This window comes from Candidatus Latescibacterota bacterium, assembly GCA_019038625.1.
Taxonomy (GTDB): Bacteria; Krumholzibacteriota; Krumholzibacteriia; order Krumholzibacteriales; family Krumholzibacteriaceae; genus JAGLYV01.
Window position 1 is genome coordinate 1 of record JAHOYU010000263.1, and the last position, 15,453, is coordinate 15,453.

Annotated in this window: 18 protein-coding genes; 1 reads left to right on the forward strand and 17 read right to left on the reverse strand. The window is 50.7% G+C overall.

Going from position 1 to position 15,453, the window contains the following annotated elements; translation table 11 throughout:
• From KOO63_16575 to KOO63_16615, 9 genes are all read right to left on the reverse strand, one after another.
• The coding region (locus tag KOO63_16575; GenBank protein MBU8923433.1) for a PilT/PilU family type 4a pilus ATPase at positions 1 to 690 on the reverse strand (690 nt) is incomplete at its 3' end.
• Between the two features lie 138 nt (positions 691 to 828).
• Positions 829 to 1,353 carry an acetyl-CoA carboxylase biotin carboxyl carrier protein gene (accB, locus tag KOO63_16580; GenBank protein MBU8923434.1) on the reverse strand — a complete coding sequence of 175 codons (525 nt, stop codon included), beginning with the start codon at positions 1,351 to 1,353 and terminating at the stop codon, positions 829 to 831.
• 9 nt (positions 1,354 to 1,362) lie between these two features.
• Positions 1,363 to 1,920, reverse strand: coding sequence for an elongation factor P (efp, locus tag KOO63_16585; GenBank protein MBU8923435.1), 558 nt, complete (start codon positions 1,918 to 1,920; stop codon positions 1,363 to 1,365).
• Between the two features lie 11 nt (positions 1,921 to 1,931).
• On the reverse strand, positions 1,932 to 2,852 hold the full coding sequence (locus tag KOO63_16590; GenBank protein ID MBU8923436.1) for a tetratricopeptide repeat protein: 921 nt from the start codon (positions 2,850 to 2,852) through the stop codon (positions 1,932 to 1,934).
• A gap of 86 nt (positions 2,853 to 2,938) precedes the next feature.
• Positions 2,939 to 3,949, reverse strand: coding sequence for a DUF4837 family protein (locus KOO63_16595; protein ID MBU8923437.1), 1,011 nt, complete (start codon positions 3,947 to 3,949; stop codon positions 2,939 to 2,941).
• A 110-nt stretch (positions 3,950 to 4,059) separates the two neighbouring features.
• Complete coding sequence (locus KOO63_16600) at positions 4,060 to 4,734, reverse strand: zf-HC2 domain-containing protein (protein MBU8923438.1); 675 nt, start codon at positions 4,732 to 4,734, stop codon at positions 4,060 to 4,062.
• The gene (locus tag KOO63_16605; GenBank protein MBU8923439.1) at positions 4,731 to 5,408 is read right to left on the reverse strand and encodes a sigma-70 family RNA polymerase sigma factor; all 678 of its coding nucleotides are present in this window, start codon (positions 5,406 to 5,408) and stop codon (positions 4,731 to 4,733) included. Before KOO63_16605 ends, KOO63_16600 begins: the two co-directional genes overlap by 4 nt.
• 68 nt (positions 5,409 to 5,476) lie before the next feature.
• Positions 5,477 to 6,196: a hypothetical protein gene (locus KOO63_16610; protein ID MBU8923440.1), complete on the reverse strand. Its 720-nt coding sequence runs from the start codon at positions 6,194 to 6,196 to the stop codon at positions 5,477 to 5,479.
• A complete protein-coding gene (locus KOO63_16615; GenBank protein ID MBU8923441.1) occupies positions 6,186 to 7,895 on the reverse strand; it encodes a tetratricopeptide repeat protein in 1,710 nt (569 codons plus the stop codon). Before KOO63_16615 ends, KOO63_16610 begins: the two co-directional genes overlap by 11 nt.
• A gap of 322 nt (positions 7,896 to 8,217) precedes the next feature.
• Between KOO63_16615 and KOO63_16620 the strand changes: the two genes are divergently transcribed.
• Positions 8,218 to 9,555, forward strand: a complete 1,338-nt coding sequence (locus KOO63_16620; protein ID MBU8923442.1) for an outer membrane protein transport protein — start codon at positions 8,218 to 8,220, stop codon at positions 9,553 to 9,555.
• A gap of 14 nt (positions 9,556 to 9,569) precedes the next feature.
• On the opposite strand, the gene KOO63_16625 is transcribed toward KOO63_16620, so the two are convergent.
• From KOO63_16625 to KOO63_16660, 8 genes are all read right to left on the reverse strand, one after another.
• Positions 9,570 to 10,058: a hypothetical protein gene (locus KOO63_16625; GenBank protein MBU8923443.1), complete on the reverse strand. Its 489-nt coding sequence runs from the start codon at positions 10,056 to 10,058 to the stop codon at positions 9,570 to 9,572.
• A gap of 10 nt (positions 10,059 to 10,068) precedes the next feature.
• Positions 10,069 to 10,824, reverse strand: coding sequence for a ribonuclease III (rnc, locus tag KOO63_16630; GenBank protein MBU8923444.1), 756 nt, complete (start codon positions 10,822 to 10,824; stop codon positions 10,069 to 10,071).
• A 7-nt stretch (positions 10,825 to 10,831) separates the two neighbouring features.
• The gene (fabF, locus tag KOO63_16635) at positions 10,832 to 12,037 is read right to left on the reverse strand and encodes a beta-ketoacyl-ACP synthase II (protein ID MBU8923445.1); all 1,206 of its coding nucleotides are present in this window, start codon (positions 12,035 to 12,037) and stop codon (positions 10,832 to 10,834) included.
• Positions 12,038 to 12,123: 86 nt separating this feature from the next.
• Complete coding sequence (acpP, locus tag KOO63_16640) at positions 12,124 to 12,360, reverse strand: acyl carrier protein (GenBank protein ID MBU8923446.1); 237 nt, start codon at positions 12,358 to 12,360, stop codon at positions 12,124 to 12,126.
• 28 nt (positions 12,361 to 12,388) lie between these two features.
• Positions 12,389 to 13,135: a 3-oxoacyl-[acyl-carrier-protein] reductase gene (gene fabG, locus KOO63_16645; protein ID MBU8923447.1), complete on the reverse strand. Its 747-nt coding sequence runs from the start codon at positions 13,133 to 13,135 to the stop codon at positions 12,389 to 12,391.
• Between the two features lie 54 nt (positions 13,136 to 13,189).
• The gene (gene fabD / locus KOO63_16650) at positions 13,190 to 14,125 is read right to left on the reverse strand and encodes an ACP S-malonyltransferase (GenBank protein ID MBU8923448.1); all 936 of its coding nucleotides are present in this window, start codon (positions 14,123 to 14,125) and stop codon (positions 13,190 to 13,192) included.
• 53 nt (positions 14,126 to 14,178) lie between these two features.
• Positions 14,179 to 15,177 (reverse strand): ketoacyl-ACP synthase III, encoded by a 999-nt coding sequence (locus tag KOO63_16655; protein MBU8923449.1) that lies wholly within the window; start codon positions 15,175 to 15,177, stop codon positions 14,179 to 14,181.
• The coding region (locus KOO63_16660) for a hypothetical protein (protein ID MBU8923450.1) at positions 15,178 to 15,453 on the reverse strand (276 nt) is incomplete at its 5' end.

Consider the following 15,453-nt stretch of genomic DNA (forward strand, 5'->3'; position numbering starts at 1 on the left):
CGTATGAAGCGTGGAGAAGACGAGGTGCCCCGTATCGGCAGCCATGAGAGCGATCTCCATGGTCAACGCGTCCCGGATCTCTCCCACCAGGATGACATCGGGATCCTGCCTCAGAATATGCCTGAGAGCTTCGTGAAACGACGAGGTATCTGTACCGATCTCTCTCTGGTTGATTATACTCTTTATATCGTGATGAAGAAACTCTATCGGATCCTCGATCGTGATCACGTTTTTATTGGTTTTTTCGTTTATCTCTCTCACCATCGCGGCAAGTGTCGTTGACTTTCCACTTCCCACGGTACCGGTGACGAAGATCAGCCCCCTCTGCTTGAGAGAAAGATCCTTCAGCACTTCGGGAAGTCCCAGTTCGTCCAGTGACTTTATCTCAACTGGTACATGCCTGAATACCATCGCTATCGACCCACGCTGTACGTAGAAGTTCGCTCTGAATCTTGCCAGACCGGACACTCCAAATGCAAAGTCAACTTCCCGGGTCTTCTTGAACTTCTCTTTTTGTCCCGTTGTAAGTATCTGGTCGGATATCTCTTCCATGTCTTTTGGACTGGGTCGGTCGAAATCGAGATGGACAAGTTTTCCATCCACCCTCACAACGGGTGGAATCCCCGCCTTCAGATGAAGATCCGAACCACCTTTTGAGATCACGGCTTCCAGAATGTTCTTGATATTCATGCGATGATACCCTTCCAATCGTAGCAGACCAGTTTTCCCCTCGACGGGGTCTCAAATATATACGCATTCCGAGCGATGACATTGCATTTGATAACGTCATTCACGGATAAACTGCATATTGAAGATTGATTGCAAATATCAGGCCGATTCGATCAAAAAAAGCGGCTGACCGAATTCGACTGGCTGGGAGTTATTGACGAGTATTTTTTTGATCGTACCACTTTTCTCGGCTTCTACCTCATTCATCAGCTTCATCGCTTCGATAATACATATGACCTGCCCCACTTCGACATGCTGCCCGGGCGTAACGAAAGCGTCGATGTCAGGGCCTGGAGAGGAGTAGAATGTGCCAACCATAGGAGAAACAATCTCTTCCATCCCTTCGTCTGTCCCGGCAGGAGTAAGTTCCCGGGCCCCGGGCTGTTCTTTCTCCTCCGTGTCCTTCCCGGAAACAGGCTCTGGCTTCGGCACGGGAGTCGTCATGTCTTCGATCGCTGGAACTGCGGGGGAAGGCGCGGACACGATTGTCTCAGGGGACGCGGATACCTTCTGTGAACGCCTGGCAACCCTGACAGTACGCCATAATGTCCTGACCTCTATCTCGTCAAGATCCTCGCTCTTGAGGATCGATACAAGTTCCATTATCATGTCTCGCAGTATCACTATATTCCCCTATGCCCGCTCAATATAGCGTCCGGTCCTCGTATCCACCTTCAGTATGTCTCCGATCTCGATAAAGAGAGGAACAGTGACCACCGCGCCTGTCTCGAGCTTCGCGCTTTTAGAACCGCCCTGCGCCGTATCTCCCCTGACTCCCGGTTCAGTCTCCGCGACAGCCAGCTCTACGAAAGTGGGCAGTTCGACATCAAGGGGGCTCGTTCCGTCCATAAGGACCGAGATCTCTGTGTTCTCCTTGAGATAGGGAATTACATCCTTGAGCAGTTCACGTGAGAGGGGGATCTGCTCGTATGTCTCCACATCCATCATGTAATAAAAATCGTCCGAATTATAGAGGTACTGGTATTTGTGCCTCACGATCCTTACTTCCTCGATCTTCTCTCCGGACCTGAAAGTCTTGTCCACGACAGATCCTTCGGGGATCTTCTTGAGCTTGGTCCTGACGAACGCCGGCCCCTTGCCCGGTTTTACGTGCTGGAACTCCACTATAGAGTAAAGTTGCCTGCCCATCCTCATTATGAGTCCGTTTCTGAAATTGCTGGTGTCCGCCAATTCTTTTCCTTTCAGGTATCCTGCCCCGGTTCCTTACCGCTCCGCTCCTCCATGTTACGAAGCCATCGTTGAAAGTGGTCCATCTCTTCGGGGCCATCCTCATCTTCATTTTCAACATTATCTTTCCCGGTATTCACATCTTCCTGCTCATCGTGAATCTCTTCTTCAGGCGGGTGCTCGGCCGACTCTCCGTCAGCCTCCGTCACGCCCCCTCCGTGCCCTGATGTGTTTTCGACTACCTCACTGCTCACATCATCGACAGATATCGTCAGCACTTCATCGTCAAATGTCTCCTCACGTTCCTTCTCCGAGGAATCCATGATCGATTCTAGTTTCTCGATCATCTTGCTGACTTCTTCACTGTCCGGTTCCGTCTCCAGGATATCACGGTACATCCTCAGAGCTTTGGAATAATACCCCTGGGAAGCATAGATCCCCGCAAGTGTCATTGTTGCGATCTCAGCGGGCCTTTCGATTATCTTTATCGATTCATCCTTCTGAAGGTCTATCTCTCTTACATGAAATTCCTTCTCCATCTCTTCGAGGGCATTCTGCACTGACTCATTCGTGGGATCTATCGCCAGGAGTCTGCTGTAATGTTCTCTGGCTTCTTCATACTTGTCTTCCCCAAGGAATATGTCTCCAAGAAATTTCAATGCTACCATGTTTTCTGAATCCAGCCCCAACACCATGTCGAACTCGTCCTTCGACCGTTCGGTAGCGCCCTTGTCATAAAAACATTTACCGAGGATGACATGAGCACTCGCATACTCGGGAAATTTCTCGAGCCCTTCTTCGCAGAGCTCTATCGCCTTGTCTACAAGCCCACTCTTCCTGTAAGCGTCAGCCAGTGGGGCGAACAGCCTCGACCCGGGCGACTCCCTGTATCTTTCTGACATCTGCCTGATTTCTTCGCTGATATCGCCAGTCATCTCATCCATCCTTTTAATGATCATCGAACACGGCTAGGCTAACAAAGCAGTTGGGTCGATGTCAAGCATTTGGTATCAGTCGCTTTTCAACCGGTCTTGAACGTTTCCACGACCGCCCTCAATTCGCGCAGCAGTATATGTTTGTCGAATCCAGGACCATACACGACGCAGTCCACTATCCAGAGTCGCTTGCGTGCCCTGTCGTAGATGAAGAAGCAGGAGAATGGCCCTCCAAACGTATCCTCGGAATTTTCCCAGTACCCATCCATCCTCATTGTTTCGTAAGGACCCAGTCTGTCCTCATGGAAAAACACTATGTCCCTTCTCATCACGTCCTTGTCGTACATCTTCCACGCGAGATCCGACCTGATCTCATAGAATTTTGATGAATCGGCCAGGGAGATCCCCCTCTTCCCCCAATGCTGCCAGGATATCGTAATGCCCCTGTGTGGTTCGCGTCGAATTATCTCTATGGCAGGAACATCGTTCCGTTCCTGAAGCACTTCATAGAGAAATGGTATTCTCAACGTGAATCCATACTGGCCCTTGAGCCTCGAGGTGACTTCCGTCTTTTCCTTTGTAAGAAGGTAATCCCTCAACCGGTCCCTGTTCGCTTCTTCTATGATATCCCTGATTATCTGCCCGTTGTTCGTTATCACTTTTTTCAGACGTTCTTCGGATGATGCAGTCACGATGACTGTCAGTTGGCCCGAATATGGATAATCGAGTTTCTTGAATATGTGTGTTCTACCTTCCAGGACATTTCTGACCTCGTTGGTCCCGATAAAACTCTCGATCACCCTTCCCGTCTCGCCCTTCCTGACTACACCGCAGATCACCATGTTCTTTGTCGGGGGCTCCCGTCTGACATCTCTCGACTTTATCATCCTGAGCTTGAACTGGATCTCCATCTTCGTGTAGTAGTCCACATGATGCTGCAACCTTTTGATGATCAGGTCGTTCACACCACCCGGCTCTCCGGTCTCGGTCACAAGCACTACATCGCTGTATGAACCAGCTGGCGGAAAAACCGTACTCTTGTTACAGGAAACAGAAAGGATCAGGATCACCAGTAATGAACCAAGTATATTTCTCATGCCCACCTCCACCTATAAAATAGACCTTGAGTCGATCCTCATCAAGAAAAAAGGGACAGATTCGTCTGTCCCTTTTCATCATCTCTATTTCGGTAACTACAGGATCGATCTCAGCGTTTCGAACTTCTCTGAAGCAGGAGCTTCTTCAGATGGACATTCTCCCTCTTGTAATACTCCACGTACTCTCGCAGGACTTCGTTCTCTTTCACGAGATATTCGAGTTTTCTTTCAGATTCCAGTGAAAATGGGCTCTGCCTGGAATAACTCTCCCCTGGATTCCTACCCATAAAATCATCGGAGACCATCCTGATCCCTGCGGGATATCCGCTGCGTGTGTAATTGATATCTATCCCCTGGCCATCCACCGGTACAGTTGATGAATTCTGCCTTGCGAGATTCGTGTTCTCCGAGACTGCCGGGTTCTGGCCTCCAAAGTGATCGCCGAAGAAAAACCACGCACCCGCAAGCACTATGACGATCGTCGCCGCCATCCCCGCGATAAACCTTGGCCCCCACCCGGAATCTCCGAACACCGCTCCGGCCTGAGTCCTCATCACTCTTGTTTTCTCGAATGCTATCCTGCGCTTGAGGTTCCATTCAAAACTTTCGGATACTTCCATATCCGGCAGATCACTCAACATGCCTAGACATTCTTCTATCTCCTGCGCATACCTTGCGCATTCGAGACAGATCTCCAGATGGTGCTGAAGCTGTATCTTTTCCACTTCAGTGAGCAACCCGTCCCTGTTTTTCAGGATGTATTCTTTCGCTTTTCTGCATCTCATCGTGGGATCTCCTTGAATCTGTTGTCGTCACCCAGGAGAGGCGTTACGGCTTTCTTAAAATGTGCCCTTCCCCTGTTGATCCTTGACCGGACGGTTCCAAGCTTCAGCCCGGTCGCGGCAGCGATCTCCTCGTAGGTCAGCCCATTGATCTCTCTCAGCACGAAAGAGGGACGATACTTGACGGGGATCTTTTCAACCGCTTCCTGTATCAATTCTTTCAACTTCCTCTGGTCCATTGAATCTTCGGGGCTTGGAGCGTCATCCTTCAGGTCGACCCATCTTCCATCGCCCCCACCCTGATCGTCGGACCACATACTGACCATTCTGGGTCTTCTCTTGATATTCCTGATCCTGTTCCGGACCAGGTTCGTGGCTATCGTATATAGCCATGTGGAAAACTTCGCAATAGGCTTGTACTTGTCGGCATGCATATACGCCCTGACAAATGCCTCCTGCGCGAATTCCTCGGCTTCGCTCTCGTTACCGAGAAGGCGGAACAAGTAGGCGTAAAGCCTGTTCTTGTATCTACCCACAAGAATGTCGAACGCCTGGTTCTGGCCTTCCTGGACCTTCAGTATCAGATCCTCGTCAGTCAGCTCTACCAGACTGTCCCGTCCGCTCTTCAGCTGTCCGTGCAGGTTCAATCCATCATCTCCTGTCCTGTCGTCTTCCAATGATTGATACCCCTGTCCGAAAACCAAGTTCCAACAATTTCCACATTTATGAATATTTTCCAGGTCCCTCAATCCAATGTCAATACTTCTTCTTTGACTTCTCTCACCTCCAGGGACATCCTTTCCGGACCTGATTCGTTCTCGATGACGATTTTCTCGGGGTACCCGGAGTGCCTACCATATCCGTATCTCGTATTATAACAAATGGTTGCGGCTACCATACATTGCCTGAACGATACCGGTAACCCATTCTCTCCACAGGATACTGAGAGCTTTCTACCTCTCCAGTCGCCCGTATCAGCGTTTACTTCTTCTGATATTGCCCCTGCTGTCGGACCTCTCTCTCCCGGCGGTTCGGCCAGTAGAAGCAGATATGCGATATCGTCTGCGAATATCCTGAATCCGAAATGTTCCTCGAGCATTGAAAGTGTCGTCCCGGTATCATAGATCTTTCCCCGCTCGTGGTCCTGGATGACGATCGACTCGCCGTCTATAAATATAGTGGCGTCTTCCCTGTATGAACCGAAAAGGCTCGAATGCAGAAAATCGATCTGCAGGGTACTGTCGGGAAACCTCGATATCCTGCAGCTTCCCCTTACTCTGTACTTTGGAAGGTCTATCCTGACCTTGCATGTTATGACAAGCACATCTTCAACGGGAAGCACCGGGTACCTGACCTCAGCATCCCCGGACGGAATTGCCTTTCCGGACGGAAGGACAGCACATCCACACAGGACGAGAATGGCTGTGATCAGAATCAGATATACAGGTGAGGAATCAGTCTTCATTCATCGCGGCCTTTTTCGCTTTCTGTAGTTTACCCTGAACCTCGGGCTTATCGGGATCGATCACGACGGATCTCGAGTACGCCTCCTCAGCATCTGTAAACAGGTTCAGCTTGAAATAAGTATCACCGAGATGCTCCCATATGATTGGATCACCTTCCACAAAGGTCACAGCTTCGATGAATATCTCCCTGGCCTTCTCGTATTCGCCTTTACGGTACTTTATCCACCCCAGACTGTCGAGAAAATAGCCGTTCTCCGGTTCCTTCTGAATCGCTGAGATGAGCAGTTCTTCCGCAAAACCAAGCCTGTCACCCTTCTGGGCCAGCAGATATCCATAAAAATTACTTATCGAAGGGTCGTCCGGCGAGATCTCGTAAAGAAACCGTACTCTCTCCAGAGCCTTTTCATATTCCTCCATATCTTCGAACAGAGACGCGATCTCCAGCAGTATCCTCTGATCTCCAGGCTGTAACTTCTCCGCCTGGAGCAGGAAGTCCAGGGCCCGCTTTCTGTCATCTATCTTCCTGTATATCGATCCAAGCATATAATTGTCATTGGCTGAACTCTTGTCATGCCGCTTGACAGCTTCTTTCAGGACCGCCCGACCCTCGGCCGGAGAGATCAAAGGCTCTTCTCCGGGATCGGAAGGTTCACCAGCCAACCCGAATGAGATCAGTAGAAGGCCGATATAGTTAGTAAAGTTTTCCGGCTCGACATCGATCAATCTCTTGAGATGAACCTCGGCTTTCCTTAATCGCCCTTTCCCCAACTCGATCTCCGAGATCACCCGAAGGATGGCGGGCCGCTCGCCTGTGGATGAAAGCAGTTTTGTAAAGACCTCGAGAGCCTTGTCATATTCCTTCAGCTGATAATAGAACCGTCCGAGATTGATCTTTCCCGACTCGTCCAGGTTCCCTCTTTCGAAGATCGGCCCAAGCAGATCCGCTCCAGACCTGAAATCTCCGTCCTCGTAATACAACTCCGACAGATCCTCGATCGCGGCCCTGTTATCCGGATCGAGCTCTACGGCTATGGTGAATTCTTCCTTGGCCTCGTCTCGCAGTCCCTTGTGGTGAAGCATGGAGGCAAGAGCGAGGTGCGCACTCGATACGGATGGATTTGATCTGACCGCACCACGGAACGACTCGATGGCATTGTCGATCTCATCTGCTTCCGCATAAATAAACCCAAGTCTGTAGTTTACGTAGAGGTCAAGTGGGTTGATCTCCCTCGCGGATTCCAGGACCCCACGCGCCTTTTCTACATCACCTGATTCCAGATATATCCTCGCGAGAAACTTGTGTACTTCAAAGCGTGGTATATTTTCCTCATCCTTGACACTATCGAGAAGTCTTACGGCCCTTTTTGTATTCCCCTGCCTGTACTCAGTCTCGGCAAGGATCAGTGTGCCCTTGGCACCTACCCTGCCGGAGCCAGCTATTCTCCCGGCATATTTTCTGGCCTCGTCAAATTTCCCCAGATCGAAAGTCACGCGGGCCAGCGCAAGCTGGATATCTTCGTCACCCGGAGCCGATTTTTCAGCCATTATGAAATATGAATATGCTTTGGTAAGATCCCTGTTCATCTCGTAAAAGGATCCATTGAGAAAATATCTGAGCGACTCGCCGGTCTCTCCGAAAATGCCTGTTCCCGGAATGGCCATCAGCGCAACTACCAGTATCAACGATTTCAGTCTCAACACTGCAACCTTTCATTCGACATCTATATAATACCTTAACGGGCCTATTCAGGCAAACCCGTTAAACCTGCCGGCAATCATGTTGTCGGGTCAATATACATATCTTTGACCTCTTTGTCGACCATGACACTCTTTATTTCCGGATCGCCGGCCTGAGGGTCTATCCGCAGGACTTGATTATACCCTTCCAGAACTCGAATTTCTGTAACAAACAGGTGTGGTTATCATGCCTTGTCGTCATTGACAACTACAGGAATATATTCTATGCTTCTAGCTGAAATCATGTGCACCCCTGCATTATGTCAGCGACCGGAAGGAGTCGATGATGAAGATCCATAAGAGGATGTCAGTAGTTTTTCTCGTAATTATCATGGTCGTTGTCTGCCATGCACCTGCCGAGGCACAGCTAATGGGACTTCTGTCCCTCGAAAGACTTTCGCTACTTGATGCCGGGGGAACAGGCGGAAGGCCCATGGGAATGGGGTCTGCCTATACCGCCGTCAGTGACGATGCCTTTGCTATCCTCTATAACCCGGCCGGGCTGACCCAGATAAAAGACAGAGAGATCTCTTTCGGGATACATCACCGGCAAGTAAAAATAGATGCCATTTATGACGTGTACAGAGCGGCAAACGACAATTCCTACACTTCGATCGGACATCTTGCCTATGCGGTCCCCCTCGACTCGTACTACGATTCTGCCGTACTGGGAATAGGTGTATTCCGGGTCTCTTCTTCAGATCTTGAATATATCAGAAACGCTTCGAGAATGGATCTTGAGGGAACGATCATGAACTCCTTTAAACAGTCCGGCTCGATCTATCAGTACAGATTGGGCGTGGGAGTCGAATTGACCCCGAAGATCGCCTTTGGAGCAAGCCTCGTACTCTGGAATTCGTCAGTCGATTTCAATGAGACTGTTGATTACACCCATGGATCATCGGATTCATCCTACACACTGTCCGACAATGGATCCGCTGAACTCACTGGAGTCAGCATTGAAGTGGGAGTCATGCTCTGGCTCAGTGACTATATCAAGGCTGGCTTGACCATGTCGACACCAGCCAAGCTCTACTATGACGGAGATGGCGAAAATTCCTACACAGGCACATTCCCGGACGGATATGGATGGACCACGGACAACGAATATTATTATATTGAGGACGAATTCACTATCCCGATGAAATTCACCGGCGGCATCTCCTTTTCAGCGGGAGACCTTCTGCTCGCGGCAGACGTCACCTGGTGCGATTTTTCCCAGGTCGAATATAACAACCTGAACCTTTCGAGTGAACTCGACCCGATGCGCGATGTCATCGAATCCTCATTCAGTTATTCGCTAGGCGCGGAATTCACGGTTCCAGGCAGCACGATGAGCATCCGGGGCGGCTATTCCTGGATTCCTCTCGCCATGCAGGGAATGGACGAGATCACTTATGTAATAGATACTCCTGCTGAATGGGGCATAGTCACTGAATACGATTTTGTCACAATAGAAGACGATCGTCAGTTCTTTACTCTGGGTATAGGCGGCATAGTGGACGATGTGCTGGCCCTCGACCTGGGCATTCGGTATGGAAGCTTCAAGAGAAAAACCGATTTCCTCACCGACAAACGTGATTTTACCGAGATCATGCTGTCGGGAGCTTACAGGTTCTGATATTCAGTTGAAGTTCAGTCAGTTTTGCGGCAGATTCCTCTCAGAAGCGACAGATACGCGTCATCGAGTTTCGACAGGACTTCCTCCGACAACCCTCCGCCGGTCTCGAGGATCATCGCGTAGTACTGCTCCAGATAGCGGCACAGAAAGACATCCTGTCTGTTTATTTCCGCTTCGATCAGCTTAAGGACCTCTTCGCGGCTCTTCAGAAATTGCTCATTTTCCTCTTTGCCGTCGACATTGTGAAAATAGTCCCTCAACAATTGGAGCCAGTAGGTGTCATGTTTGCCGCCATTGTCCATCACGCAACCTGGATGTTCCGTGAGGAAACAGTAACCATTCACAAAATAGACGCAGTTGAGCATGCCTTGAAGAAACATCCGGCGATGACAATCGACCGACATCTCATCGAGATTGCAGGGAAGCTGGCATTCCTCACATATTACTTCCGCTGAACACCCGAATGTAAATGGAAGATTCCTGGCTTTCTTAATATCACCCATCTGGACCTCTCTAGTGTGTCCTGCGAAGTTTCTTCAGGGCTTCCTTGGCAGCGATCTGCTCCGCATCTTTCTTGCTTTTCCCCCGCCCCTTGCCCACGACACTACTGCCGACATGTACCTCGATGAGAAACAACTTGTCGTGTTCCGGACCGGTCGTGGCTTTTACCCTGTATTTCGGATACCCTCTGTATTTCCTCTGAGTCCATTCCTGAAGATGGCTCTTGTAGTTTATGTGGTCGCTGTGTTCGACTATCTCGTCGAAATCGATCAGGATCAGATCTTCAATGAAATCCCTCACAGGATCCAGACCACCATCGAGATACATCGCTCCGATCACCGATTCAAGGACTGCTGTCTGAATCGAGTCCTGGCCGTGCACACCACCCTTGAACGCGTTATCACTGAGAATCACATGATCCTTAAGCGCGATCTCCTCAGCTTTTTTTGTAAGCACACTCTGACTGACGAGGAGTGATTTCTTCTGTGTAAGCTGCCCTTCATTCTCATCGGGAAGATTCCTCATCAGGAACTCTGTGGTTATCAGCGCGAGTACTGAGTCTCCCAGAAACTCCAGTCTCTCGTAAGTGATTCCTTCTTCACCTGGTTTGAGTTCTCCCAGAGTAGATCTGTGCGTGAGGGCTTCTATAAGGAGTTCGGTGCGTGTGAACCGGTAACCGATCTTCTTCTCAAGCGAAACAAATCGTTCCGAGTTCATCTTGTACCCGGAACGGAACAATTTCTTCAACCAATCCAGTGAGATTCCCATGACCCCTCTATGAATCATATCTCCGTAACAGAAGACTTACGTTATGTCCGCCGAATCCGAAAGAGTTACTCAGGACATATTCAAGATCCTTCTCTACAGGTTCGATCGGAATGTGATTGGCGACACAGTCAGGATCGATCTCGACAAGGTTCGCCGTAGGAGGCATCACCTGCTCCTGAAGAGCCTTTACACAAACGATGCACTCTATTCCAGCCGCAGCTCCGAGAAGATGCCCGGTGCATGATTTTGTCGAACTGATCTGCAGCGAGTCCCTTTTTCCGAAAAGTTCTACGACGGCCTCAGATTCAGCTTTGTCGTTATACTGGGTCGACGTACCGTGAGCGTTGATATAATCTACCTTGTCGGCAGTGATCCCGGCATCGTCCAGGGCCATCTGCATCGACCTTATCGCTCCTTTTCCTCCCGGAGCAGGAGAAGTCATGTGGTATGCGTCTCCCGACATCCCGACTCCGACCAGTTCTGCGAAAATTTCCGCTCCCCTTGCCCTGGCATGTTCGAGTTCCTCCAGAAGCACGATTCCCGCGCCTTCCGCCATGACGAATCCGTCCCGGCCCTTTTCAAACGGCCTGCTTGCCGTCAAGGGATCGTCGTTTCTTGTCGACAGGGCTTTCATCGAACTAAATCCTCCCAGGGCCATCGGGCTTATCGTAGCCTCGGCTCCCCCCGTGAGAGCAGCCTCGGAATATCCGTCCCTGATCAGATTGAACGAAGTGGCAATGCCATTTCCTCCCGACGCGCATGCCGAGACAGTGGCGAAGTTCGGGCCGGTAAGTCCGAAACGTATCGAGACCAGGCCTGCCGCCATATCAGCTATCATCATCGGGATAAAAAATGGACTGATCCTGCCAGGACCCTTTTCGACCAGGTTTCTGTGCTGCTTTTCGAATGTCTGGATCCCGCCGATTCCGGAACCTATGACAGTGGCAAAGTTCTCCCTGTCGAAATCCTTCCCGTCGAGTTCCTTCATCGCCTCTATCGACGCGACTATTGCCAGGTGGACATACCTGTCCATCCTCTTCGCTTCCTTGCGGTCGATGAATTCGATGGGATCGAAATCCTTTACTTCTCCGACTACCTGTGAGGAATATGCTGACGCGTCGAAGGCGGTGACGTTGGTGATCCCCGGTTTGCCCGCGACTATATTCTTCCAGCTGTCTTCTACTGTATTTCCACATGGCGTCACCGCACCCATACCGGTCACGACGACTCTTCTACCGTTATTAAGCACTTTCTCCCCCTGGCAGATTCCTGCTATTCGCCACGGTTGATCTGTTTTTACTACTCGGAGACGTGGCCCTTGATATAGTCTATTGCCTCTCCGACCTTCGTTATCTTTTCCGCTTCCTCGTCGGGGATCTCTACGCCGAATTCCTCTTCGAGAGCCATAACGAGCTCTACTGTATCAAGTGAATCGGCACCGAGGTCGTCGATGAAGGAAGCATCAGGGTTGATCTGGTCCTGATTTACTGAAAGCTGGTCTTCTACTACTTTCTTTACTCTTTCTTCGATCGTCATTGAGCTTTCCTCCTGTTTTTCTGGTTCTCTACGACATGATCATTCCACCGTCACAATTTATGACCTGTCCTGTGACGTAACTACCAAGTTCTGATACCAGGAAAAGCACGATATTGGCGACATCGTCGCCTTTTCCGAATTTTCCCAGCGGGATCATACGGCGCATCCCTTCCTGCACATCTTCAGAAAGGCCCGCGGTCATCGCCGTCTCGATAAATCCCGGCGCTATGGCGTTCACCGTGACATTCCTCGGGGCGAACTCCCTGGCAACCGATTTTGTGAATCCGATGATCCCCGCCTTGCTGGCGGCGTAATTACTCTGTCCGGCATTCCCCATCTGTCCGATCACGGAAGCTATGTTCACGACCCTTCCAAACCGTTTCTTGAACATGTGCTTCGTGACGGCCTTTGTGATGTTGAATGTACCGGTCAGATTGACATCGATGACACTTTTCCATTCATCGGCGCTCATCCGCAGAAGGAGGCTGTCCCGGGTTATCCCGGCATTGTTCACCAGGAAATGAACCTGGTCCTTCCACGCGAGGATCTCCCTGAATCTCTCCAGCGACTGCTCGTAATCGACGATGTTGCATTCGACTGCCAATCCGTCCACACCGACTTCTTTCAACAGTGAGACTGTCTCACCTGCGGTTTCAAGATTGACATCGATGACTGCAACATTGACGCCGTTCCTTCCGAGAGCCATGGCAATGTCTCTGCCAATACCCTGGCCCCCTCCCGTAACAACTGCCGTTTTTCCTTCAAGTTCTTTCATAACGATTGTCCTGTATATCAGAAACCCCTGTTTTCGACAAGTAATTTATTATAATCAGCCAGACAGACCGATCAGATCACTGACCTGGCCCGCTGTACCGGCACATACCGTCTCGCGACTTCTGTCGATCCTCCTCATAAGCCCCGACAGGACTTTCCCCGGACCAGACTCCACAATAAGGCCCTCGAACGCCTCACACATCACGTTCATAGAGTCGGACCAGAGTACCGGACTCGTCAGCTGCCTGGAAAGAGCATCGATGATATCCTCGCGTTTTCTGATAGCGCGTGCGTCGGCATTGCAGACCACGTCTGTCTCGGCGTCTCCGAGTTCGAAGCTCCTGATGTATTCGACCAGTTCATCCTGCGCGGGAGCTACCAGAGGCGAGTGAAAGGCCCCGCTCACGTTCAGCCTGACGGTTTTTTTCGCGCCTCCCTCCTGGGCGGATTCCATAGCCTTGACTACGGCATCGATGTGTCCCGAGATAACGATCTGCCCTGGAGAATTGATGTTCGCGACTACGGCGACCATCCCGTCCGTACTTGCCACGCCGCATGCTTTCTCAACATTTTCCCTGTCGAGTCCTATGATCGCGGCCATTGTCCCGGGTTGTTTCAGCCCGGCTTCAAACATCAGTTCGCCTCTTTTCCGCACTATCTGCAGCGCGTCCATTCCCTTCATCACCCCTGAGGCGACAAGCGCCGAATACTCTCCGAGGCTGTGCCCGGCTGCGATAGATGGCTCTATTCCTGCTTCCTCACGCAGTATCGAAGCCACGACGATGCTGTGCAGAAGGATCGCGGGCTGGGCATTTCTCGTCTCTGTCAGAACTTCACTTTCACCTTCGAAACACAGTTTCGAGATCGAGAACCCAAGTGTGTCGTCAGCTTCCTCGAACATCTTCGCCGCAAGTCGAAACTCGCCCACAAGATCTTTTCCCATTCCGGGGAACTGTGATCCCTGTCCAGGAAATATCATTGCCGGTCTCATCAACCTTATCCTCCATTGTCCGTTCCGGGGGGAAACATCCGTCTCCCGCCCTCTCAGTTTCTGAAAAGAATCGATCCCCAGGTCAGTCCGCCCCCGAAAGCGACCATGATCACAAGGTCACCTTTTTTCAGGGTGCCACCCTCATTCAATTCGCCGAGAGCGATAGGTATGCTGGCTGACGATGTATTGCCTACCCTGTCTATATTGACTACGACCTGTTCCTTCTCAAGTTTTAATCTTTTCCTTACACCTTCTATGATCCTGATGTTTGCCTGGTGTGGAATAAGATAATCGATATCGTCTTTTGTCACTCCCGCTTCATCGAGTGTCTTCTCCGCCGCGTCTACCATGGCCCTCACCGCGATCTTGAACAGGCCGTCTCCCTTCATCTTCACAAAATGCTGTTTCTGCCTGATCATTTCTTCGTCGAACGGCAGCCGGGTGCCCCCGCCGGGCCTGTACAGAAGATCTCCAAGTGAACCGTCACTCTGCATATATGTCCCCAGTATACCTTCGCCCTTTTCGCACGCTTCGAGGACCACAGCTCCCGCTCCGTCACCAAAGAGTACGCAGGTCGATCTGTCTTCCCAGTCGATGATCCTTGAGAGGACTTCGACCCCAACTACTATGGCATTTTTTATGTGGCCTATCCCGATCATGGACTGAGCCGTGGCAACACCGTAGATAAATCCGGAACATGCGGCGCTGAGATCGAAGGCGGCTGCCTTCTTCGCTCCAATCTTGTCCTGGATTATGCAGGCGGTAGATGGCAGCGACATGTCGGGAGTGACCGTGGCGACAATTATAAGATCTACGTCTTTCGCGTCGATACCAGCCTTTTCAACCGCCATTCTGGCCGCTTCGTACGCCAGGTCGCTCGCGGCTTCATGTTCAGCGGCTATCCTTCTCTCACGTATTCCGCTTCTCGTGACGATCCATTCATCAGTCGTATCCACCATCTTTTCAAGATCGAAATTGGTAAGGACCTTTTCAGGCAGGTAGTACCCAATTCCCGTTATCTTCGCGCTCCCGATACCACTTTTCCCGGTCATTTATTCCGACGCCTCCGTTCTGGACCTCAACCTGTCGTTGATACCACTCTCTATAAACCGCTCAGCGGTGAATATCGCATTTTTTATCGCTTTGGCCGAAGACCCTCCATGTCCGATGATCGTCACGCCATCAATACCGATCAGGGGAACCCCGCCGTACTCTGCATAGTCTAGAGTCTCTTTCATCCGACTGAACGCGGGCTTCATCAGAAGGGCGCCCAATTTCGCCCTGGCACTCTCCTCCACACCTTCCCTGATCAGACTGTTTATATAATA